Here is a 20773-nt window from a genome sequence, read left to right on the forward strand (position 1 = left end):
TGAAGACGGGGGCCGCGGCCGATGTGGCCGCGACCCCGTCCCGGTCTGTGGTCAGGTGGTGCTTCCGGTCACGTTGGCGCCGGACTTGGTGATGTAGTAGGTGATCTTCGTCCCACTCCAGAAGTGGAAGGTGAGGGTGACGCGGCCGTCGTTGACCTCGGCGAAGAACTCGGGTTTCAGGATGATGGTGTTCGCGGTGTAGTCGGGCTGGAAGGTCGCCCAGAACTCCTTGAACGTGGTCCAGTTGGCCGGTCCGGCGGGGCTGCCGTCGGCGTACTTGGCCTCCATCGTGGCGAGCTGGTCACCGCGGAACTGGGTGGGAATGGAGAACGAGGAGGTCGTTCCGGTGGCGGCGGCCTGGGTCGGTGTGTCGGAGGTGATGATGCCGATCTGCCAGGGCGCCCCCTGGAAGAAGCGGGCCTCGATGGTGGCGTTCACGCCGTAGGCCCGGTTGCCGGCCAGCCGGGTGAGGGCGGACGCGGTGAGGGTCAGCGTGTTGCCGGACACGGTGTAGTCCGTGCCGCTGGCGAGATTGGTGCCGCCCTGTCGGAGGCCCTGGAACGAGGTGCCGTTGAGGTTGAGCGTGAGCGACCTGGCGGTGATCGTGCCGCTGCGCGGGAGATACACCTGATCGGAGGAGGCCGTGCCGGATCGCATGGTCCAGCTGGCCTTCATCATCTCGTAGATGCCCTGGTCCCGCCATCGCAGCTCGTTGCGTTCCAGGAACGAACCCGCGTCCCAGAGCATGGTCGTGAGCTTGCGGATGCGGGCGTTGTAGCCGACGGCCTCGATGTACTTCAGGAACTCGCCGCGTTCGATGATGCCGGGCCTGGTGTAGTCGTAGGCGAGCAGCGCCCACTCTCCGATGATCACCGGGATCCCGCGGGACACGAACGTGTTGTACACCCGGTCGAAGCCGCCGACCAGGTCGCTTTCGACGTTGCTGTCGTAGCGGGTGCCGCCTGCGATGTTGGCGCTGAACGGCCACCACCCGTAGAAGTGCACCGTCGCGGCGAGGTTGGGATCGTGCAGCTGGTTGAAGGTGCCCGTCAGCGCGTCCAGCCGGGCCTGCTCGGAGCTGGTGTACAGGGTGGGCAGCACGAGCAGCCGGGTGGCGTTGCCGCCGCCGGACGCGCGTACCAGGCGGACGAACGCGGTGTTGAGCTCGTTCAGCACCTGATCGCTCTCGCCGTCTCCCGAGGTGCCGGTGAACTGCGGCTCGTTGATGCTCTCGAACACCAGCTTCTGGGAATAGTCACGGAACGTGCCGGCGAGCTGCCGCCACAGCGCGTTGTACCGGTTCATCACGGTCGTACGGTCGCCCGGGTAGCCGTTGATCCACTGCCAGGAGTCGTGATGCAAGTTGATCATCACGTAGAAGCCCTCGGCGAGGGACCAGTCGACCACCTGCCGGACGCGGCTCAGCCAGGCGGCGTCGAGGGTGTAGTCCGGCGCCGGGCCGTGGTGGTTGCTCCAGGTGATCGGGATCCGGATGCTGTTGTATCCCTGGGACCGCACGTAGTGCAGCATGGCCTGGGTCGTCGGCGGGTTGCCCCATGACGTCTCGTCGGGGATCGCGTCGAAGGTGTTGCCCAGGTTCCAGCCGGGCTGCATGGCGGCCACCCTGGCCATCGCGTCGCCCGGCTGCGGAGACGCCGACGGCGAGGGGGACGGCGACGGGCTGGGCGACGGAGAGGGAGACGGCGACGGGGACCGCGACGGGCTCGCCGAGGGCGACGGGCTGGGGGATCGTGACGGGCTCGCCGACGGCGAAGCGCTCGGGGACCGCGACGGACTCACCGACGGCGAGGGCGAGCCGACGTTCCCGGTGCACGTGACGCCGTTGAGCGTGAAGGTGCTCGGCGCGGTGTTGGCGCCCGACCACGACCCGTTGAAGCCGAAGGAGACCGTCGCGTTGGTCGCGATGGCCGCGTTCCAGCTCACGTTGACGGCGGTGACCTGCGCGCCCGACGAGGTGATCGTGCTGTTCCACGGCTGGGTGACCTGCTGCCCGGAGGGGAACGTCCAGGCGAGCCTCCAGCCGTTGATCGGGTCACCGAGGTTGGTGACGCCCACGTCGGCGGTGAAACCGCCCGGCCACTGGGAGGTGACCGTGTACGCCACGCGGCAGCCCGCGGCCGCCTGGGCGTTGACGGCCGTCATCACCCCCGCCGGCAGCAGTACGGCCAGGGCGCCGGCGACCATGCTCACCCACAGCCGCGCTCTGCGTAAGAGCCGCAGATTCAAGAGTGGCCTCCTTTGTCTTCTTTCACAGGTCCTGTCGTGGCGGACGGAGGGCCCGCGCTGCGTGGAACCGCTCTCGCCGGTCGCATCAGGACGCACTGATGAACAGTGGAACATGGGTGTCTTACCGTCGAACCGATTCGGATACGTCCAGCAACCGAAAGTAGAGCCGTCTTAACTACGCAACAACAACTAAATCTGGCGCGAAACATAGCATCGCGCTCTGCGGGAGTCGCCCTCTACCGCATCGACCCCAGGTGGGCACATAGACATCCCCATCAGGGTGATCCATCCGGGAAGGGTCTTACTCCCTCCCGCTCCACGTCAGCGACATGATCGCCACTCCCCTGCCAGTTGTTCACACGTACCGGAGATAGGGAGCCGGAAAGTTTCGAGGACGGGAAGCTGAAAGTTTCAGCCGAGAGACACCGCGCGGCGAACAATGAACCGGTCCCGCCGCAAGCCATCCGCGACCGCTCGGGAACGCACCAGCGACGGGTTCCTTCCCCGCCTCGGGCCGCCGCCTAAGATCGGCGGAGTGACCGTTCCCGCCGTGCGGGCCAGCGCCCGCGTTCTGCTGGTCGACCGAGACGATCGGCTCCTGCTCTTCCGTTTCCGGGCCTCCGACGATCTGCCCGCCTCCCACTTCTGGGCCACGCCCGGCGGTGGTGTCGAAGACGGAGAAACCCTCTCTCAGGCGGCGGTGCGCGAACTGTTCGAGGAGACCGGTCACCTCCTCGCTCCGCAGCGGCTGAGTCCGGTGGTGGCCGTCTCCTCCGGTCCTGCCCGGTTCGGCGAGTTCACCCTGCACGCTGTCGATTCGTTCTTCTTCACCCGCCTCGACCATCTGACCTTGGCGCCCTCGGACCTGGAGGCCCACGAACTCGAGGCGATCGCCGCACACCGCTGGTGGACCGTCCACGAACTTCAGACCACCTCCGACCTCGTCTTCCCCGTCGGCATCGGCGCGCTTCTGCCCCGGCTGCTCGCCGGTGACCTCCCCGCCGAACCGGTGCACCTGCCCTGGCGGCCGATCCCTGCCCAGTGAGGTAAGGCGAAGCACCCTCGACCGTCCCGGCGCTATTGCCGTCGGAGAGATGAACAGCGATCATGAACTCCAGGTGACGAAAGAATGAACACCGAACAGACGGCGGCGCCCGATGCGTCGGCTCCGAGAATCGCTCTTCCTTCTGACGTGTAGTCCGGCCCGGCCCTACCTCTTGCCGCGCGCGCTTTCACCAACGAGCACCACTACCCCCGGAGGCAGACGCATGGAAGTGCTCGTACTCTTGCTCGTGCTCCTACTGGCCGCCGCCAACGGAGCGAACGACGTGCCGAAGGGCGTCGCCACGCTCGCCGGCGCGGGTGTGACGAAAATCCGCACGGCCATCGCATGGGGCACGGTGGCCACCGCCCTCGGCTGCCTCGTCTCGCTGACGTTGGCTTCAAAGATGACCCAGCTCTTCTCCAAAGGCATCGTCTCCGCCACGCCCACCCCGGCTTTCACGGTCGCGGTGCTGATCGGAACCATCTTCTGGGTCGTCCTGGCCACGATCCTGAAGCTGCCGGTCTCCACCACCCATGCCCTGGTGGGCTCGCTGCTCGGCGCCGGGAGCCTGTTCGCCGGTTCCTCGGTCGAGTGGAGCGGGCTGCTCGGGAAGGTCGTGCAGCCGCTGCTGCTGAGCATCCTGGTCGCCTACGCGATCTCCGCCGTACTGGGAATCATCACCCGGAAGGTCGTGACGATCCGTACCGCGAGAAGGGAAAGGACCCCGGCTCCGGTCCCGGACGGTGATGCGGCGCAGGTCGGGGGGCGGGGCGCGACCGTGACGGCACAGGTCGAGCAGACCAAGGCGCAGAAAGCCATCGGGATCGCCCACTGGGCGACAAGCGGGCTGGCGAGCTTCGCCCGAGGCCTCAACGACGCACCCAAGATCGTTGCTATCGGCTCCTTCGCACTGGTGGGCGGGATGACCCCGACCGGCCTGCTGCTCGCCGTGACCGCGGCCATGGCCGTCGGAGGTGTCGTGGCGGGCTCCCGCATCGCCGACCGGCTCGCGTACTCCGTGATCAAGATTCCGCACGTAGAGGGTTTCACCGCCAACCTCACGACGGCGGGCCTCGTCGGACTGGGCGCCGTGCTGGGGCTGCCCATGTCGACCACCCAGGTGTCGGCGGGGGCCATCTCCGGCATCGCGGCCAACGACCTCTCCCGGCTCAACAAGAAGACCGTCCGCGACCTCCTGATCGCATGGCTGTGCACACCTCCCGTCGCCGCCGCCGTGGCCGCCGGGGCGTATCTTCTGCTCTCGTGACGCGGGCCGGTCCGCCCCGCTCCCCGACCCGTCGAAGGGACCAGCCATGCCCCCGATGCCCAGCGTCCTGTTCGTGTGCGTGCACAACGCCGGCCGTTCCCAGATGGCGGCCGGTTGGCTCGCGCATCTGGCCGGCGACCGCGTCCAGGTCCGTTCAGCCGGATCGGCGCCCGCGGAGCGGGTCAACCCCGCCGCCGTCGACGCCATGCGTGAGGTCGGCATCGACATCAGCACCGCGACGCCGAAGCTCCTCACCGCCGAGGCCGTCCAGGCGGCCGACGTGATCATCACTATGGGCTGCGGTGACGCCTGCCCGGTCTTCCCCGGCAGGCGGTACGAGGACTGGAAACTCGACGACCCGGCCGGGCAGGGCGTCGAAGCCGTGCGCGTGATCAGAGACGAGATCCACGACCGGGTGAAGGTTCTGCTGGCCGGACTGCTGAAGCCCTGACGCGCTCGAACGCCCGGGCACCCGGCCTCGTCGGCGCACCCGTGCCTGGAGGATCGGTTCGGGCAGCAAGTTGCCAGGCAACTTGCTGCCCGGGAGCAGCGATTAACCGATCACCTGCACAAGGACGAGAGTGATGACATGCGGCCGGTCAGTTCTGGGCGACAGAAACCGGCCCGCACCGACGGCAGAACCAGGTCACCTTGCGAGGCGACGACGTCCTAGCTCGCTTACCTGTCCTACGGCTCGGGGAGATCCTCATGCAGTTCGATCATTCCGCGGTTGACCAGGTTCTGGCCAACGTCGAAGAACTCGGTTCGCCCGCACCGTGACCACGGGCTGGTGGACGACGTGCCTCGAGGTGCTACCGACCCGCGAAAGAGCCAAAGGACGTTTCCACCTGTACGACTCCAGCGCCCCCGTCTGCTGGAACCTCTCGGCCTGGGCGAGGAGGCATGGCCGGACCCCGATCCCTCGATTCCTGTCCGATCCCTGTGGGGCTCGCCGCTCCTGCCGGATCACATCTGGTACACCCGCCCCACCGATAGGTGTCGACGACCTGACCGAGGCCGCGGCCGGCTGTGCGATCTCACACGTGCGGCCTTCCGACGGGCACTCCCCCGTCATGCGCTTCATCAGTGCGGCACGCCGGCCGCTTCCGGAGCTGACCCTCACGGATCAGGGCTGGTCCTGGCACCCGCGGCTGGCCTCCGAGCCGCCATTCCTCGCGCATCCGGCTGAAATACCGCCGCTCGCCGCTTTCGTCGACGCCGCCCGAAGCAGAGCGGTGCAGGTTCTCCTCGAGGAACTGCAGGCGCAGAACCTGCTGCTGCCACCCAACTACTGCGCCGGCTGACCGATCGCTGCCGGCCATCGTCCGGCGCCGCCGCCGCACGCCCACGTACCGGTTTCAAAGGGCGAGCATGACCACCTCACCGGACGCCCTCAGCGCGGAATCGATCGGCACGCGGCTGGATCGGCTCCGCTGAGCAGCACCCATCTGTCCATCCTGATGGCGCTCGGCGCGGGATGGCTCTTCGACTCCTTGGAAGTCAACCTCGTCGGCAGTGTCATCAATCCGCTCAGCGAGCATTTCCAGGCGATGGTCGAGGTGGAGGAGGCCCGCCATCGTCGAACTGGAGCGCCACGGCGAGTCACGTCCTCATCGCGGCCTTCTGGAGCATCGGAGCCATCGCGATGATCGTCTGGTCTGTCTCCGGCGGCGTCGACGGAGCGCGGCAGCCTCTCTCCGCGCTGAGCGCCGGGACCCGCGGCCCGGACGGCCGGACCTGGGCATCGGCCTCGCCGGTGCGTCCTTCGGCGGTCGCCTGTCGACTCCTCCGATCCGGGAGAATGCAGGCATGGCTGAACAGAGCATCTGGATGCGGAAGGTCGCCGCCGACCCCGGTCACTCCACCTGGTTCATCGAGCGCTTCCGGTCCATGGCTCGCGCCGGTGACGACCTCGCCGGGGAAGCCCGCCTCGTGGACGCGATGGTGCCGCGCCACGCCCGCATCCTCGACGCCGGCTGCGGATCCGGCCGGGTCGGTGGCGCGCTGGCCGAGGCCGGCCACGACGTCGTCGGCGTCGACGTCGACCCGGCTCTGATCGAGGCCGCCGAGCAGGACCACCCGGGGCCGCGATGGCTGGTCGGCGACCTGGCCGAACTCGACCTTCCTTCGCGGGGCATCGGCACGCCGTTCGACGCCGTCGTCTGCGCCGGGAACGTGATGACGTTCCTCGCGCCGAGCACTCGTCGTGAGGTGCTGAGACGCTTCCGTGCGCACCTCGCGCCGGACGGCCGGGCCGTGATCGGCTTCGGCGCCGGCCGCGGTTACGAGTTCGGCGAGTTCTTCGCGGACGCGGCAGCCGTCGCGCTCGAACCCGACCTGCCGCTGTCCACCTGGGACCTGCGTCCGTTCAGGGATGACTCGACCTTCCTGGTCGCCCTCCTCCGCCCTGCCTGACAGCACGTGGCCGTCGATCGTGCCGAGACCATCGGTCCTGATCAAGCGCCTACCGTCGATGCCGGCGCGTCCGGCTCGACCGCGCCTCGTTCGTGTGATCCTCGTGGGTCATCGCACCGGTGCGCCCTCCCGCAGGGCGGCGAAGGGGCGGCCGGAGACGAGTTCGGACTCGAAGCCGTCCGGGCCCTTCGGCCGATCTCCGAGCAGGGTCACCCGGTAGAGAGTCCGGCGAGCGGGAATGCGAGCGGTGTCCTCCGCCGCCAGGTGAGCCGTGGCCCGGTTGTCCCAGAAGGCCACGCTGCCGGGCTCCCAGCGGAACCTGACCGTGTACTCCGGCCTGACCAGCTGTTCGTGGAACAACCTCAGGAGATGTTCACTCTCGACCGTGGTCAGGCCCATGATGCGGGCCACCGAGGACGGATTGACGAACAGGACCTTCTCCCCTGTCTCCGGGTGCACGCGCACGACCGGATGGATCGCGATGAGCGGATCCGATTCCGTCATCTTCACAAGCGCCTCGACCTCGGGGTCTCCGGGCAGCATCTGGAAGCCGGACAGGAAGCGGTGCTCGGCGTGCAGCGTGTCGGCGAGGCTCTTGATCGGGTCGGACAGCCCCGCGTACGCCGCCGCGAGGTTGGTCCACTGGGTGTCGCCCCCGTACTCCGGGACCACCGCCGCGCGCAGTATGCCCGCCGCCGGCGGGTTGACCGCAGGCGACACGTCGGTGTGCCAGCCCGAATAGTGGGCCCTGCGGCGTCGGCGGTACACCTCCTCGTGGTCTCTGCCGAACTCGTCCTCCAGCGGGCGGGGGTCGATCGTGAGGATCTCGGGAAACTCCTCGGCCGCGGGCTTGTGGTAGGGATGCGCGTAGGTGAGCAGGCCGAAGTTGCGGGCGAACGCGATGTGCGCCGCGTGGTCCAGCGTCTGGTCGCGGAAGAACAGTACTTTGTGCGCCAGCAGGGCGGTCCGTATCGCTGAGACTGTTTCCGTGGGCAGCGCCCGGGAGAGGTCGACGCCGTAGATCTCGGCACCGATGTTCCCAGCCACCCGTCTGACATCGATCACAGCGGAATCCTTCCGGAGAGCTCGTCGTCGCCGAGGGAGAAGGGATTGTCCTCCTGCCAGCGTGACTGGGCGGTGGCGGCCTGGACCGCCAGGTCGTACGCCAGGTCGTCCCCCAGCGATCTGGGTGGGATCACCAGGCATCTCACAGGCGTCAGGCGTGCGCCACGGCTGACCTTCCCGGGCAGCGCGCCCACGCCGAGGTCGACCGCCTGCAGCCCCTTCTCCTGCGCGTAGTGGACGGGGCCGTACATCACGAGGTTGAAGTACTCGTACGCCCCGGGGAGGGCCGGGTAGTCGAATCCGGCCGTTCGCACGAAAACCACCCCTTCCCAGTCGTACGACAGGGAGGTGCCGACGATCCGGCCGTCGGCTTCGGCGCAGAGTACGACACTGTGGCGGTCCAGGTGCTGGGCCTGCAGGGACAGCGACCTGTCCACCTCTCTCTCGTCCGCCGCGTGCCCGTACTTGCGCTGAAGCGCGGCGAGGAGGGCGGGAAGCTCGTCCCGCACCTGACCCAGCCGGTACCTGTGCAGTTTCAGGCTCCTGGAGAACCGCCGGACCTCTTTCCTGACGACGTGGCGGTAACTCCCGGGAAGCGCCTGAATGTACCGGTCGAAACCACCCGCAGGCGGATGGATACGGGCTCTGGCCCCGAGAAAGGTGACGAAGGAGGCCGCCGGCAGGAGATGCCTCACCCGGCCGACCGAACTGTCGAAGAGGTACATGAACGCCGCGCTGCGCGCCCCGCTCTGCCGCATCCTGTCCAGGAACGCGGACACGAGGCACTCGACGACCCCGCGTTGGAGTTCGGCGGAGAGGCTCCGCCTCACGACGAGGTGATTGGCGAACGCGGAGACCGAGCCGCCCAGAAGCACCGGATACCACTCGGCGTACCGTTCGCTCTCGCCTCCCGCGTTTCCCGGTGGGAGGAGGAAGGACGCCTCCGGGGGGAACAGGAACTGGCGTACCGGATCGTAGAAGCTGTCGGCCGGCGGCTTCGCGTACAGGTAGGTGGGCAGGGCCCCCAGCAACTCATCGTCCCGCGATACCAGGACATACCGGATGTCCGCCTGCTCCCGCTGGACGTCCTCGATCATTCGCAGCCAGGGATAGCTGAGATACAGTCCCAGACCCGCCGCCACCTGCCGCCATCGCTCCGGCCCCACGGAGTCGAGAGTGGTCGCCACCGACACCTGCAGCCGTGTCATGCGGCCTCCCGAGCCAGCACCGCGATCCGCTCGCGCCGGAGACGGACGGTGAGCAGATTCAGCGACGAGGCGCACAGGCCGATGAGCAGACAACACGACCACAGGGTCCCGGCGCCGAGCCGATCGAGGACCAGTCCGCCCGTGAGCGGGGCCAGCAGTCCCCCGAGCGACCAGGACAGGCCCATCGCGGCCTGGTACCTTCCTCTGGCGGTCACCGGCGAGAGCTCCGCGGACAACGAGGCGGCGGACGGCGAGTACAACATCTCACCGAAGGTCCACACGACCACCGACAGCGAGTAGGACCAGAGGTCGAAGGCCCATGCGTTGAGCCAGAACCCCAGGCCGATGATCGCCGCGGCCAGGGCGAGCACCCGCGACGGGTCCCGCTGCCGCAGCAGCCGCGGCACCAGGAGCTGCCCGGCGACTATGAGCAGCCCGTTCAGGGCCGCCACGATCCCGTACGCCGAGGGTGGGAAGCCGCTCCTCTGCATGACCAGCGGAAGCGTCGAGGTGTACTGGGCGAACAGGAGACCGCAGAGTGTGGCGGTCACGACGAGGCTCAGGAACGCGGAGTCCCGCAGGGGCCCCGGTGCCCGCGGGCGCTCCGCTCCGCCGGAGCCCCCCGGACTCTCTCGGTGCAGGGTCTCCGGAACGCGCAGGAGAACGATGACGGCCATCGCCAGCGACGTGCAGCCGTCGATGACGAACAACAGGTGGAAGTCGAATCCCGCGAGGAGACCGCCGAGCGCCGCGGAACACGTGATCGCCAGATTCAGCGCCCAGTAGTTCAGGCTGAACCCCCGGACTCGGTCCTCCTTCGGCAGTATGTCGATCAGCATCGCCGAGTAGGCGGGGTGCTGCATGTTCTGGACCACGCCAAGGACCAGCACGATCACCAGGATCTGCCAGACGGCCCGCGCGGATCCCAGCGTGAGAAGCGCCGCTCCCGCGCTCAGGTTCGCCGCCACGATGGTGGCGCGCCGGCCCCAGGAGTCGGCGAGCCTCCCGCCCACGAGCACACCGATGACACCGCCCAGGCCCAGCGTCCCGAGGACGAGACCGACGAGGGTGGCAGAGTAGTGGAGCCGGGCCGACAGATAGAAGGCGAGGAGAAGCGCGATGAACCCGCCGGCCCGGTTGACCAGCAACCCGAACCACAGCCACCAGAAGGTCCCGGGCAGGCCGCGAACACCGCTGCGCGGCTGGATCGGCGTCTCTACGTCGCTCGTCATGGGCGCAGGACCTTCGATCGGACATCGGTGAGAAAGCCCGCCTGGAAGGGGCGTACGTCGACCTCGCTCTTCGCGCTCAGCACATCGCCGCGGAGCGGCGGGGCGGTCACTCCGTCCTGACACCACGGCACGGGGACCGCCTCGCGGCTCAGGTCGTAGCACAGGCTGAACGACGGGTCGGGAAGCCTGTCCAGACTCAGCACCAGCTCCGCCTCGTTCCAGCCGTTTCCCGGCATGAACGCGTGCGACGGCACGGGCAGGAATCCCATTCCTCTCTTGAACCCGAACAGGCCCGGCTCGCAGAAGTGCCCGTACAGAGTCGGGTCGCTGCCCAGGCTCACCAGGTCTCGGCGGAGTTCGCGCGCCACCTCGAAGACCCGAAGGTAGATGAGACGGGACAGACCGGCGCGCCGCGCCTCGGGCTCGGTGACGATGTAGCGCACGTAGACCGTGGACCCGTTCTGCTGGAGCTGGCAGACGCAGGCCCCGGCCTGCCTGCCTTCCACATACGCGATGACGGCGATCGAGGTGCCCGGCGCGGCCAGGATGGTGTCACGCAGCGACTCGGCGTAGTTGCGTCCCCTGCGCATCCGTGCGATGGCGTCCACGTAGAGCCGGAGGAAATCGTCGTACGCCCGTTCAGTGATCGGATGGTGCACTTCCATGCGAACCGCAGCGTCCGCACCGTACCGGAGCGCCTTACGGAACGCCCGGCGCTCCGACACCGAAAGCCCGCCCAGATACGCCTCGTCCGACTGCGGCGTGCCCCTGAGCCACGTCACCCAGCCCGGCTTCAGCGTGAACCCGGCCCTCACGAGGTCGGGCCACCGCTCGGCGGGGGGATGCATGACCCGGACGACGTCCAGTTCGTGTGGATCTCCCGGCGGCGGGGCCGGCAGAGCCTCGTCGAGGTCGAGCGTGCCGACCCTCAGGCCCAGGTCTTCAGCAAGTCGCATACCGCTCCCACCCTGGCTCAGTAGCCGACGTTCTTGGGATCGAGCCCGCCGAGGCCCAGCAGTTCGAGCAGAGGCTCGTCCCGGCGACTGATCGCGTCTGCGACCAGAGCCAGGTAGTCGGCGGACGGCTCGGCCTCCTCGAAGTTGAACGGGGCCATGAAGACCGTCGAGAACTGCAGCGTGATCAGCCTTCGCGTTCTGCTCGCGCTGACGTTCTGCCCGCCCCTGTGCCAGACGGCCGAGTTCATCAGAACGACCTGCCCGGGCCCTACCGTCATCTCCTGCTCGTCCGGCAGGGGACGGGCCTCCGGAGCCGGCTGCTCGGCGCGCAGGTGACTGCCCCGCACGACGTAAAGCGGTCCGACCTCGGCGTCCAGGGGATCGAGATAGAGGAGGACGGTGATCACAACCGGCGCCGCGCCGAGCGGAGGGGGAGGACTCACGTGCGGCCGGAAATCCGTGTGCCACACCGTTCCGTCGCCCGATCCCGGGCGGGTGACCCTGATGTTGGAATTGCGGAGCACGATGCGTGGCCCTAGCAGGCTCCGGATGGTGTCCGCGAGCGGATAGTCGAGAAGCGGGACCGTCAGGAACCGGGGATCGCGCCGGTGCGGGTCGCGAATGTACTGGCCCGCGAACTCCTGGGTGTAGGTCCGCTCGCCGGAGTCGCCGAAGCGCGCCCCGACCAGCGCGTCCGTGGCCTGCTCCAGAGCCTGCAGCTGGGCCGGGGAGAGCCTCGCCCCGGGGACGACGACGCCGGTCTCCAGGAACGTCGCGGACTCGTCATCCGTCAGCAGTGACGGGCAACGCCGCTCGCGCTGCAGCACATCGGCATTGTGAATGGTGTAGCTGACGCTCATGCGCGGACTCCGAACTGAGCCTGCCGGTTGCCCCGGTACTGGAGCATGTAGCTCCTCTGCTGCCTGCTGTCGGGAAACGTGCGGGTCTTGTAGTCGTGCAGCGACGCGGTTTCCGAACCGCCGAGGTTGAGGGCGTCCGAACCCGAGCGGCGGACCTCCAGGTAGATCTTCCAGAGGAAATAGGTCGCCAGCCGGGGGACCTCCTCCACCGCCAGGAAATATCCGTGGGAGGTCCCGGTCGTGTCCCCTGTGATTGCGAAGCCCGCGAGCCGGTCGCCCTCGAAGAGATAGTGGTAGGTGAGCGCGTCGTGCTCGGGGCCGTCGAGCGCGGCGACGGCCGACCGGTTGAAGCCCCGCTCGTGCTCGTCGTACTGGTCGGCGCGCGCGGCCCGGCGGTTGACGAAGTCGACCTCTCCGCATCCCATGGGTTTCGGGACGGCTCGGTAAGTGAACCGTTGGCTGTGCGCGAAGACGGCCTCCCGGATCGATTTGTGCCGCTGCCCGGTGGGCAGCGCCCGCGGCTCGGCGGTGACGATCACCTCGGGGAACGCCTCGTCGTCGTACGGCGCGTCCGGCGCCCACGGGCCCACGATGTCTCCCCAGCCGTCGGCCCGCAGGGCGGCCGTGAGATCCGCGAGACAGTAGCGCGCCACGAAGGGAATTCCCGGCAGCACCTCGGACACCAGTTTCGCGACATGCTCCAGCAGGTCCGCCATGGCGGAGGTCTGCCCTACGGGCCGCAGTGCGACCAGGCGCCCGACATCGGGCCGCCAGGTGAGGACGACCGCGGCGGCGTCGTTCCGCAGGAGGATTCCGGATCCCCGGCTTCGTAACCGATAAAAGAGACTGTGACTGCCGTGGACGTCGTTCCCGTCCTGCCGCATCGTCGGGAAGAGGGCCGCGGGGAAACTCGGTGACACACGATGAACCTCGATCTCCGAACCATGGTGAACCACCTCCGCGATAAGGCTCTCCAACTCAGCACCTCTGTCTGCTCATCACCCAGATGTGGGTGTTCGCCAAGGGCGTGTAGACGGGCTTATCGAGATCGCGTACTCGTTCGACCGAAAGTCCTTGCTTTTCGGCGAGGCCGGCCAGGGAGTAGGCGTCCAATGCGTACTGGGCGTGCTGTTCACGCCATTTGAGCTCTCCGCTCTCCGAATAACGCTCCACCGTGCTGACGCACCGGTCCCGGGACGCGTCGTACCGGTGGCTCCAGCGGACCCGGCCGTCCGCATGATCCTCCTCGTATTCCAGATCCCGCCACTCCTCACGCAGGAGCCGCGGGGAGGAGTAATCGAATATGAGCAACCCGGATTCGCGCAGGCACCGTGCGGCGTCGGCCAGGAAGACCCCGAGCACCGCCGGGTCGAAATAGTTCAGCGTGTCGAATCCGGAGACCAGGACGTCGAACTCACGGTCCTCGAAGGGAAGACCCTCCGACGCGTCCGCCACGACCGTGCGCCGATAGCTTCCCCTCGCGCGTTCGAGCATGCTTGCGGCCCGGTCCAGGCCGACGATCTGGAAATCGGGCCGCAGTTCCCGCATCAACCTCCCGCCGATGCCCGTTCCGGCACCGATGTCGGCGATCCGAGTCCCTGTTCCGCCGGAGAGCCCGGCCAGCTCCGCAACTATGCCCTGACGCCACGTGCTTTCCGCCAGCTCTCCCAGGAGCGCGTCGTACTCCTCCGCCAGGCGCGCGTACATGCTGGAAACACCCCCGTTTCAGCGTTTTCCCGATGTCACCCGAGAGAAGCGGCGGGCCAGGGCTCCGCGGAGGAGACGAAGAACTTGGTGCCGTGCGGACCGCCGGCGAGAATCTCCGGGAACGCTCTCATCACTTCGTCCAGCTCGGGGAGCCGCTCCTGCCGGTCGATCGCGGCCTGGTCCTCATACACCTCCGACGAGACGAAGGAGTGAGGATCGGCCGGATCCTGCAGGATGTCGAAATGGATCACGCCCGGGACCTTGCGGCTCTCGGTGGTCAGCCGGGCGAACATCTCGCGGGCGACATTCAGCTTCTCCGCCCGCACTTGGACGGCGACACGAAAGACGATCACATTTCCCCCATCGATGTATGCACGACGCCGAAGACCCGTAAGCCCGGCCGTGACACTCTCCGACAATACTTCACACAATCGGTCGAAAACAATGTTGACTTTGCTAAATCGCCAACCTAGACTCCGCCTGCCAATTTCCGGACGAGCGGCATTACGAAAGTTCCGCGGCACGTTTCATCGGCCCCGCGCACCGACCTCGGCGACGGGATTCTTATTGCAATTCGGGCACCTCGTACATGGCCCTGAAACTGCGAAACGGCGATGTTTTCCCGGGATGAAGAAAGCCGAGCACTCCGGCCGTTGTCGCTTGAGTGACAGGGATCGGGCGAGTCCCCGCAGCGATACGGTCGCGATAGCCGATCCGGCCTCACCGGCCCGCCGTCGTCACGGTGCCCAAGACCACGTCCGAGGGCCGGACAGCCGGCGGAAAGCCGTCCAAGGCCGAATACGTCCCGACCGACGGGATCGCCGCTCAGGTGGCACGCGCGGGCCGCCGATCTTCTGGCCAAGCATCCTCTCCACCCCCGTATCGATCTCTCCTGACCTCCTCGCCCGCGCACCGCGGCCAGAGGGCGTAGCCCACCGCGCCGGGCGGGTCCCCCGGAAGCTCCTCTCCATCGGTTGGCGCTCCTGTCCGCAGGCGGGCATTCCGCGCTAGTCGGTGTCGAGAACCCACTTCGCGACGAACACCCGCGATGAGCAGTCGAGCTTCTTCATGATCTTGCGTAGATGGTTGACCACCGTCCACTCGGCGATACCGAGCTCGCGGCCGATCTCCCGGTTCGTCAAGCCTTGGGACACGAGCTTGGCCACTTCGAACTCCCGGTCGGTGAGCGGTGCGTGACATCGCTGCGACGACGCGCCCCGATCGTGCTCCGGCAGCAGCCCTGAGAGCGCCTCCGCGAACACCTCGGCGGGGGTCGAGAGCATCCCCGTATCGCGTTCCTCCTTGAAGCCGGACAGACCTATTGCCTGCTTCGCCTTGTCCGCGAGTTCATTGACCCTCTCCCGCCTGCGGGAAGGCACCGGATGCTCATCGTCGCGGTGGGCGTCGATGATCGCGGCCAGGACCTTCGCGGTCTGCCGCCACTGTTCGACGGTCTTGGACGTGCGGGCGAGTACGGCGGCCAGCAGCTCCAGCCCGATGATCAACTCCTCGCGGTCCTCCGGCCAGCTGAGCAGGGACAGGGCCCGCGTCAGGAGTTCCCTGGCCCGCTCCACCTCTCCGGCGTCCGCCGCCACTTCCGCGAGGACGAACAGGGACAGCGCGCCGCCCGGGCGGTCTCCCGCGTCGAGGTTCGCCCGCAGGGCCCTCTCTCCGAGCACCTGGGCCATGTGCGCGTTCTGCGCGTACAGGTGGACCCGTGCGAGATCCTCGAGGGCGTGGCGGTAGCTCCTGGTGGCCGAAACCGAGCTGGTCGCCCTGCTCAGGCAGGCTTCCGCGCCGCGCAGGTCTCCCCTCACCAGGGCGACCCTGCCCAGCAGGGAATGACAGCGAGCGACCTCGTCCGCGTCGGGCAGACCGGTGGAGATCGCGAGCGCGTCCAGCACCCTCCGGTGCGCGAGGTCGGGGTCGCCCTCGCTCTCGATCTCGCCCAGCAGGCGCAGGGCCCGCGCCCTTTCCGCATCCGTGAGGGACCCCCGGCGGAGCACCTCGTCGAGGATGCCCCGCTCGTCCCGGGTGTGCATCGCGTTCCTGGAACAGTCGCGGAGCAGGTGCAGCGTCCCGACGGCCCGCGAGTGATCGGCCAGATCGATCAGCATCCGGCAGACCTGGATGACGTCCTCGCGTGACTGGACGAGCTGCTCACGGCACTGCTGCCGCTTCTCACCCGACGCTGTGGCGGCCGTCTTCGCCAGCCCGCGGAAATAGGAGATGTAGCGGCTCCTGGCCCCTGCGCCGGCGCCCTTCCCCCGCCTGCGGAGGTGGTCGCGCGTGGTCTGCAGCATGGAGAACATGAGCTCTCCGTCCGGACGCACGATGGTGAGAAGAAGGTTCTTGTCCAGCAGGCTTTCCATCTGCCGGTGGAACGACTCCTCCCCGGCTCCGATGACAGCCGCCGAGGCGGAGAGGCTGAAGGAGCCGCAGAACACCGTGAGGTCGGAGAGTATCGTCAGCTCTCGGGCGGAGACTCCGCAGAGGCTGATCTCGGTGGCCGACCGTAGGTCCGCGTACTTGGTGGCGAAAGTTCCGGCCGAATCGCCCGACAGGTCGTTCACGTCCTCACGGACGCCCGCGTAGATGCTGTTCGGGCCGAGGATCTTGGTACGTGCCGCCGCCATCGTGATGGCGAGTGGAAGGCCGTCCAGTTCCCGGCATATCCCCGCGACGCTGCGGACGTTCGCCTCGTTGAGCTGGAACTCGGGGCGTACGGCTCGGGCGATGTCGAGGAACAACTCCACCGACGGCGCTCCCGCGAGTTCGATGAAACTGCCGCTGCGCGGCGGCGTGGCCAGAGGCGCCAACCGGAACAGGAACTCGCCGTAGACGCGGAGGGGCTCCCTGCTGAAGGCGATCACGTTCAAATCGGCACAGGACGCGAGCAGTTCGGCGACCAGCGCGCGAAGAGGCTCTCCGGCCGTCTCGCAGTGATCGAGCACGAGCAGGCGGGGGCCTTTCCCGCAGTCGCGTTTGAACGCGTCCCAGGCCATGTCGGCACGATCACCAGGCCACCCCTCCGGAACCGCGGCGAGCACCGACCGCTCGGGGCGCCCGGTGTCATGCGATTCGGTGAAATCACAGAAGTAGGCGCCGCCGGGAAAACGCGGGGCGATTTCGGAGAAACACTCCAAGGCCAGACGTGATTTTCCGACCCCCAGCGGCCCCGTCACCGTAACGAAACGTGTTCTCGAGCCCGTTATGAGGTTCTTGAGAACGGCCAACTCCTTTTTCCTGCCCACGATCGCGGGCAGCCAGTAGGGCATCGTCGAGGCGCCTCCGCTCATGACGCCGCCCAGTCATCCGTGCATCCGTGTTCGTCCACTACCTGGATAAGCATGAGATCGTCCCCGGGATCTCCTGTTGGCTCACCTGCGACTTCTCGGGAGATGACAGACGTCCGCCCGTTTTCGGACTACAGGGATACTCGATAAATGACAGCCGATACCAGTTCGCGCGGCATGGCATCATCCGGCACAGCCCCCGTCGGGCGAATGCAGCACCCGCAATCACTCCCCGTGGTATGGACAACCTTGCACAAATGATTGGAATCAGTCAATCGTTGCCAGAAAGCGACAAGCGAACGTTTCAGAATCGGCGTCCCGCCCAGGAGAGCACGTACACGATCGATGACAGCGACACCATGGAGGCCGGTGTGGGACGACAGGACCTCGCCCCTGGCCAGGTCGGCGTTCAGGCCGTAACGAGGCGCGAAGATGGGCACAGCAAGCCCTTTTCATCCTGGCAACGATCCGCTTCGACGGCTTCCCGGGTATCCGCTGCAACCAGCGTGCAAGGGACGGGCCTCGATGTCTTGTCTTTTTCTGCACACTTGATGTCGTTTCGTGCACGGTGTCGGCCGACTGGGGCGTGGGCGGGGCGGGGCGGTCAAGGACGCCACCGAAGTCACGGGCGGCCGATCGCCGCCTACCTGCGAGATCTCCTACGGGCGGTCCCCGCGCACTGTCGAGATCCGCTTCCCCGCCGCCATTCCGCCGATGGCCTGGTCGCCCAGCCCGACGCCGGGGGTCCGGGACACCCGGGGGGCGTCCCCGGGCACGCGCCCGTCGCGCTCGCCGGCCGACGGAAGGAAATGACAATTTACTGCTAAGGCGACGACGTTGACACTCGTCTGCGTGCGCATCTACTTTTGAAAAAGCCATGTTCGTATGGCGGAGGATTTCCCGGGGGTTGATTTGTCGCATCCGCTTTTTCTGCATGCCATGTATCCGCAGAAGACCGGCGCTTACCAGGCGGTCAGGCGACTGCGGGCCCTGAGACGCCGGGGGAATGAGCCGCACACCGGCTCCTTGGCGAGTCCGATGCCCCGTTGATTGCCGTTCCGATTCGTATCGAGCCCCTTGCCGGCGTATCGTGGAATACGATCCACCCGGCCCGGACGACATGGTATGCACCCCCTGCGGCCAGGCCTTCCCACCGTACAGGCGGTATGGTAGGAAGGGTTGGCGGAACCGGGGAGAGAGGCATGCCTGAACCATGGCCGAGCGCATTCGTACCATTTCGTGGGCCGATCCGGAACTCGCGGGACAGGCGACATTCACGATGCGCGGCCTGGAGGCGGTACGCGCGATGTTCCGCGGTGAGCTGCCCAAACCCCCGATGGGAGAGCTTCTCGGTTTCGCAGGCGAACTGGCCGAGGAAGGGCGGGCGGTTCTTTCCGTGGTCCCGGCCGAATATCACAGCAACAATGCCGGGACGGCACATGGAGGACTGGCGGGGGCACTGATGGACGCCGCGCTGACCACCGCGGTTCTGACGGTGCTTCCGGAGAACCATTACGTGAACACGCTGCAACTCAGCCTCCACTATGTGCGTCCGCTGCTGATCGACGGCGGCAAGGTCCTGGCGGAGGGGACCGTGGTGCACCGCGGTAACACGATCACGACCGCGAGCGCGGAAATCCGGACAGCGGACGCGAGACTCTGCGTGCACGGAACCGGTACTTTCATGATTCGCAGGTTCCGGCGGGACTGATCCCGGACGGCGACGACGCTTCCTTTTTCTCTTCTGCTGGAATTTCTCCTCTATCGGGACTGGAGTGAGGATGGTCACGGAATCGGCGGCCGGCTCCCTGGACGACCGGGCGGAGTACGACCGACGCACGCGATCGGCCGTGCGGCTGGTGATGCTCGCCAGTTTCATGGTCCTCGCCGATGTCTCGATCATGAACGTGGCCGGCCCGGTGATCCAGCGTGACCTGGGCGCCGATCTCGGCGAGGTCCAGCTCATGATCGCGGTTTACCAGATCGCGTACGCCTCCCTGCTCGTCACGGGGGGACGGCTCGGCGACATCCACGGCCGGCGGCTGCTCGTGGTCGTCGGCACCGTCTGCTTCCTGCTCGCGTCGGTCGCCTGCGGCGTCGCGCAGGATCCCCTGCAACTCATCGTCTTCCGGGGCGCGCAGGGCGCGTCTGCCGCCCTCCTCTCGCCGCAGGTCGTCGCGACCATCCAGGTCGCCGTCCCGCAGGCGCGCCGGATGTCGGCGCTGAGCCTGCTCGGCGCGGTCATGCAGATCGCCACGATCATCGGACCCCTGATCGCCGGCGTGGCGATCGCCTGGAACCCAGGCGGACTCAGCTGGCGGCTGATCTTCTTCGTCAACGTGCCCGTCTGCCTGGTGCTCCTGGTACGGCACACGCTCGTGCCCGCGGACCGGGCGGCCGGCCGGCGGCGGATCGACGGGGCCGGCGTCGTGCTCGTCGTGCTGACCCTCCTGGCGCTGACGGTTCCGCTCACCGTGGCCCGCGGCCGGGGCTGGCCGTTGTGGGGCTGGGTGATGCTGGCGGCCAGCCCTCTGCTGCTCGCGGCGTTCGCGTTCGCGCAGCGGCGTTTGAACGCGCGCGGCGCGGAGCCGCTGCTGCCCCTGCAGCTGTGGCGCGAGGGCGGGTTCCGCGCCAGCGTCCTGCTCTACCTGGTCTTCTTCGGCGGCGCCATCTGCTTCTTCCTCTACTACGCGCTCGTCCTGCAGGGAGGATTGGGCATGTCGGCGTTCTGGACCAGCGTCAGCGTCACGCCCTACGCGGTGGGTGCGATGGCGTCGTCCTCCTACTCCAGAAAGCTCGTGCCCCGCATCGGCGCCCGCCGGACCGTCCTGACCGGGATCGCCTTCTGCTGCGCCGGCACGGCGTCGATGCTCCTTCCGCTGGCCCTCTCCCGCACATCGGCGTTGCCCGTCTGGATGCTGGGCCCTCTGACGATCACGGGGATAGGGATGGGGCTGGTCATCGCCCCGCTGCTCTCCTTGGCCCTCGCCGGGATCGAGCCGGCGCACGCGGGAGCGGCGTCGGGCCTGCTGTCCACCGTTCAGCAGGTCGGCGGCGCGCTCGGCGTGGTCGTCATGGGCCTGTTGTTCTCCGTTTCGGAGAGCGGGCCCGCGTCGCTCTCCGAGCTCGGCGACGGGCTCATGCGGGGGCTGCTCTTCGAGGTGGCGGCCTTTCTTCTCGCCGCCGTGCTGATCATGAGGCTGGCCCGGGTGACCCGGCCTGCCTGAGCCTGGTCGTCGTGGACCTAGCGGGCGTGTGTCGACGTGCCGCCCGTGGCTCGTCGTCCGCCGATCAGCGGACGACGACCTCGGGGCCGCCGGCCTCGTCGTCGTCGAGGTCCACATCGATGCCCATCTCCTCGGCCAGGCGCAGGGCCTCCTCGATCAGGGTCTCGACGATCTGCGACTCGGGCACGGTCTTGATGACCTCGCCCCTGACGAAGATCTGGCCCTTGCCGTTGCCCGAGGCGACGCCG

At 67.7% G+C, this 20773-nt stretch carries 18 protein-coding genes and 1 pseudogene; 7 read left to right on the plus strand and 12 right to left on the minus strand.

The window, feature by feature from the left end; genetic code table 11:
* Positions 1-51: 51 nt before the first annotated feature.
* The gene (locus FED44_RS27265; RefSeq protein ID WP_208759203.1) at positions 52-2247 is read right to left on the minus strand and encodes a cellulase family glycosylhydrolase; all 2196 of its coding nucleotides are present in this window, start codon (positions 2245-2247) and stop codon (positions 52-54) included.
* A 535-nt stretch (positions 2248-2782) separates the two neighbouring features.
* Here FED44_RS27265 and FED44_RS27270 point away from each other — a divergent pair.
* The 4 genes from FED44_RS27270 to FED44_RS27285 all read left to right on the plus strand — a co-directional run bounded on the left by FED44_RS27270 (position 2783) and on the right by FED44_RS27285 (position 5863).
* Positions 2783-3292, plus strand: coding sequence for an NUDIX hydrolase (locus FED44_RS27270; RefSeq protein WP_244302299.1), 510 nt, complete (start codon positions 2783-2785; stop codon positions 3290-3292).
* A 223-nt stretch (positions 3293-3515) separates the two neighbouring features.
* Positions 3516-4559, plus strand: a complete 1044-nt coding sequence (locus tag FED44_RS27275; protein ID WP_167521610.1) for an inorganic phosphate transporter — start codon at positions 3516-3518, stop codon at positions 4557-4559.
* A gap of 46 nt (positions 4560-4605) precedes the next feature.
* Positions 4606-5010, plus strand: a complete 405-nt coding sequence (locus FED44_RS27280; protein WP_138462503.1) for an arsenate reductase ArsC — start codon at positions 4606-4608, stop codon at positions 5008-5010.
* Positions 5011-5632: 622 nt separating this feature from the next.
* On the plus strand, positions 5633-5863 hold the full coding sequence (locus FED44_RS27285; RefSeq protein WP_138462504.1) for a hypothetical protein: 231 nt from the start codon (positions 5633-5635) through the stop codon (positions 5861-5863).
* 54 nt (positions 5864-5917) lie between these two features.
* On the opposite strand, the gene FED44_RS27290 is transcribed toward FED44_RS27285, so the two are convergent.
* Complete coding sequence (locus FED44_RS27290; protein ID WP_138462505.1) at positions 5918-6136, minus strand: hypothetical protein; 219 nt, start codon at positions 6134-6136, stop codon at positions 5918-5920.
* A 232-nt stretch (positions 6137-6368) separates the two neighbouring features.
* Here FED44_RS27290 and FED44_RS27295 point away from each other — a divergent pair, with 232 nt between their 5' ends.
* The gene (locus tag FED44_RS27295; protein WP_138462506.1) at positions 6369-6974 is read left to right on the plus strand and encodes a class I SAM-dependent methyltransferase; all 606 of its coding nucleotides are present in this window, start codon (positions 6369-6371) and stop codon (positions 6972-6974) included.
* A gap of 108 nt (positions 6975-7082) precedes the next feature.
* Here FED44_RS27295 and FED44_RS27300 read toward each other — a convergent pair whose 3' ends face one another.
* From FED44_RS27300 to FED44_RS27335, 9 genes are all read right to left on the minus strand, one after another.
* Complete coding sequence (locus tag FED44_RS27300) at positions 7083-8039, minus strand: TauD/TfdA dioxygenase family protein (RefSeq protein WP_244302300.1); 957 nt, start codon at positions 8037-8039, stop codon at positions 7083-7085.
* Positions 8036-9247: a GNAT family N-acetyltransferase gene (locus tag FED44_RS37715; RefSeq protein WP_138462508.1), complete on the minus strand. Its 1212-nt coding sequence runs from the start codon at positions 9245-9247 to the stop codon at positions 8036-8038. The genes FED44_RS27300 and FED44_RS37715 overlap by 4 nt, the downstream gene beginning before the upstream one ends.
* Positions 9244-10479, minus strand: a complete 1236-nt coding sequence (locus tag FED44_RS27310) for an MDR family MFS transporter (protein ID WP_138462509.1) — start codon at positions 10477-10479, stop codon at positions 9244-9246. The genes FED44_RS37715 and FED44_RS27310 overlap by 4 nt, the downstream gene beginning before the upstream one ends.
* A complete protein-coding gene (locus tag FED44_RS27315) occupies positions 10476-11435 on the minus strand; it encodes a GNAT family N-acetyltransferase (RefSeq protein ID WP_138462510.1) in 960 nt (319 codons plus the stop codon). Before FED44_RS27315 ends, FED44_RS27310 begins: the two co-directional genes overlap by 4 nt.
* Before the next feature lie 17 nt (positions 11436-11452).
* On the minus strand, positions 11453-12295 hold the full coding sequence (locus tag FED44_RS27320) for a phytanoyl-CoA dioxygenase family protein (RefSeq protein ID WP_167521611.1): 843 nt from the start codon (positions 12293-12295) through the stop codon (positions 11453-11455).
* Positions 12292-13215, minus strand: a complete 924-nt coding sequence (locus FED44_RS36075; RefSeq protein WP_167521612.1) for a hypothetical protein — start codon at positions 13213-13215, stop codon at positions 12292-12294. The genes FED44_RS27320 and FED44_RS36075 overlap by 4 nt, the downstream gene beginning before the upstream one ends.
* A gap of 58 nt (positions 13216-13273) precedes the next feature.
* Positions 13274-14002, minus strand: coding sequence for a class I SAM-dependent DNA methyltransferase (locus FED44_RS27325; protein WP_138462512.1), 729 nt, complete (start codon positions 14000-14002; stop codon positions 13274-13276).
* 35 nt (positions 14003-14037) lie between these two features.
* A complete protein-coding gene (locus tag FED44_RS27330; RefSeq protein ID WP_138462513.1) occupies positions 14038-14355 on the minus strand; it encodes a putative quinol monooxygenase in 318 nt (105 codons plus the stop codon).
* 654 nt (positions 14356-15009) lie between these two features.
* A complete protein-coding gene (locus FED44_RS27335) occupies positions 15010-17007 on the minus strand; it encodes an ATP-binding protein (RefSeq protein ID WP_167521613.1) in 1998 nt (665 codons plus the stop codon).
* Positions 17008-18511: 1504 nt separating this feature from the next.
* Here FED44_RS27335 and FED44_RS27340 point away from each other — a divergent pair.
* Positions 18512-19009, plus strand: coding sequence for a PaaI family thioesterase (locus FED44_RS27340; RefSeq protein ID WP_138462515.1), 498 nt, complete (start codon positions 18512-18514; stop codon positions 19007-19009).
* 70 nt (positions 19010-19079) lie between these two features.
* Positions 19080-20525 carry an MFS transporter gene (locus FED44_RS27345; RefSeq protein ID WP_138462516.1) on the plus strand — a complete coding sequence of 482 codons (1446 nt, stop codon included), beginning with the start codon at positions 19080-19082 and terminating at the stop codon, positions 20523-20525.
* 64 nt (positions 20526-20589) lie between these two features.
* Here the strand turns inward: FED44_RS27345 and FED44_RS27350 are convergent.
* Positions 20590-20773 (minus strand): annotated as a pseudogene (locus FED44_RS27350) (flavodoxin-dependent (E)-4-hydroxy-3-methylbut-2-enyl-diphosphate synthase); the annotation flags it as partial.

The sequence above is a fragment of the Microbispora triticiradicis genome, assembly GCF_005864065.1.
GTDB lineage: Bacteria > Actinomycetota > Actinomycetes > Streptosporangiales > Streptosporangiaceae > Microbispora > Microbispora triticiradicis.

Excerpts from the sequence above, each read along its gene's own strand:
- FED44_RS27280 (WP_138462503.1), top strand. The coding sequence starts at position 4,606 with ATGCCCCCGATGCCCAGCGTCCTGTTCGTGTGCGTGCACAACGCCGGC.
- FED44_RS37715 (WP_138462508.1), bottom strand. The coding sequence starts at position 9,247 with ATGACACGGCTGCAGGTGTCGGTGGCGACCACTCTCGACTCCGTGGGG.
- FED44_RS27335 (WP_167521613.1), bottom strand. The coding sequence starts at position 17,007 with ATGGCCTGGGACGCGTTCAAACGCGACTGCGGGAAAGGCCCCCGCCTG.
- FED44_RS27345 (WP_138462516.1), top strand. The coding sequence starts at position 19,080 with ATGGTCACGGAATCGGCGGCCGGCTCCCTGGACGACCGGGCGGAGTAC.
- FED44_RS27310 (WP_138462509.1), bottom strand. The coding sequence starts at position 10,479 with ATGACGAGCGACGTAGAGACGCCGATCCAGCCGCGCAGCGGTGTTCGC.
- FED44_RS27295 (WP_138462506.1), top strand. The coding sequence starts at position 6,369 with ATGGCTGAACAGAGCATCTGGATGCGGAAGGTCGCCGCCGACCCCGGT.
- FED44_RS27315 (WP_138462510.1), bottom strand. The coding sequence starts at position 11,435 with ATGCGACTTGCTGAAGACCTGGGCCTGAGGGTCGGCACGCTCGACCTC.
- FED44_RS27285 (WP_138462504.1), top strand. The coding sequence starts at position 5,633 with ATGCGCTTCATCAGTGCGGCACGCCGGCCGCTTCCGGAGCTGACCCTC.
- FED44_RS27320 (WP_167521611.1), bottom strand. The coding sequence starts at position 12,295 with ATGAGCGTCAGCTACACCATTCACAATGCCGATGTGCTGCAGCGCGAG.
- FED44_RS27290 (WP_138462505.1), bottom strand. The coding sequence starts at position 6,136 with ATGGCGGGCCTCCTCCACCTCGACCATCGCCTGGAAATGCTCGCTGAG.
- FED44_RS27340 (WP_138462515.1), top strand. The coding sequence starts at position 18,512 with ATGGCCGAGCGCATTCGTACCATTTCGTGGGCCGATCCGGAACTCGCG.
- FED44_RS27325 (WP_138462512.1), bottom strand. The coding sequence starts at position 14,002 with ATGTACGCGCGCCTGGCGGAGGAGTACGACGCGCTCCTGGGAGAGCTG.
- FED44_RS27275 (WP_167521610.1), top strand. The coding sequence starts at position 3,516 with ATGGAAGTGCTCGTACTCTTGCTCGTGCTCCTACTGGCCGCCGCCAAC.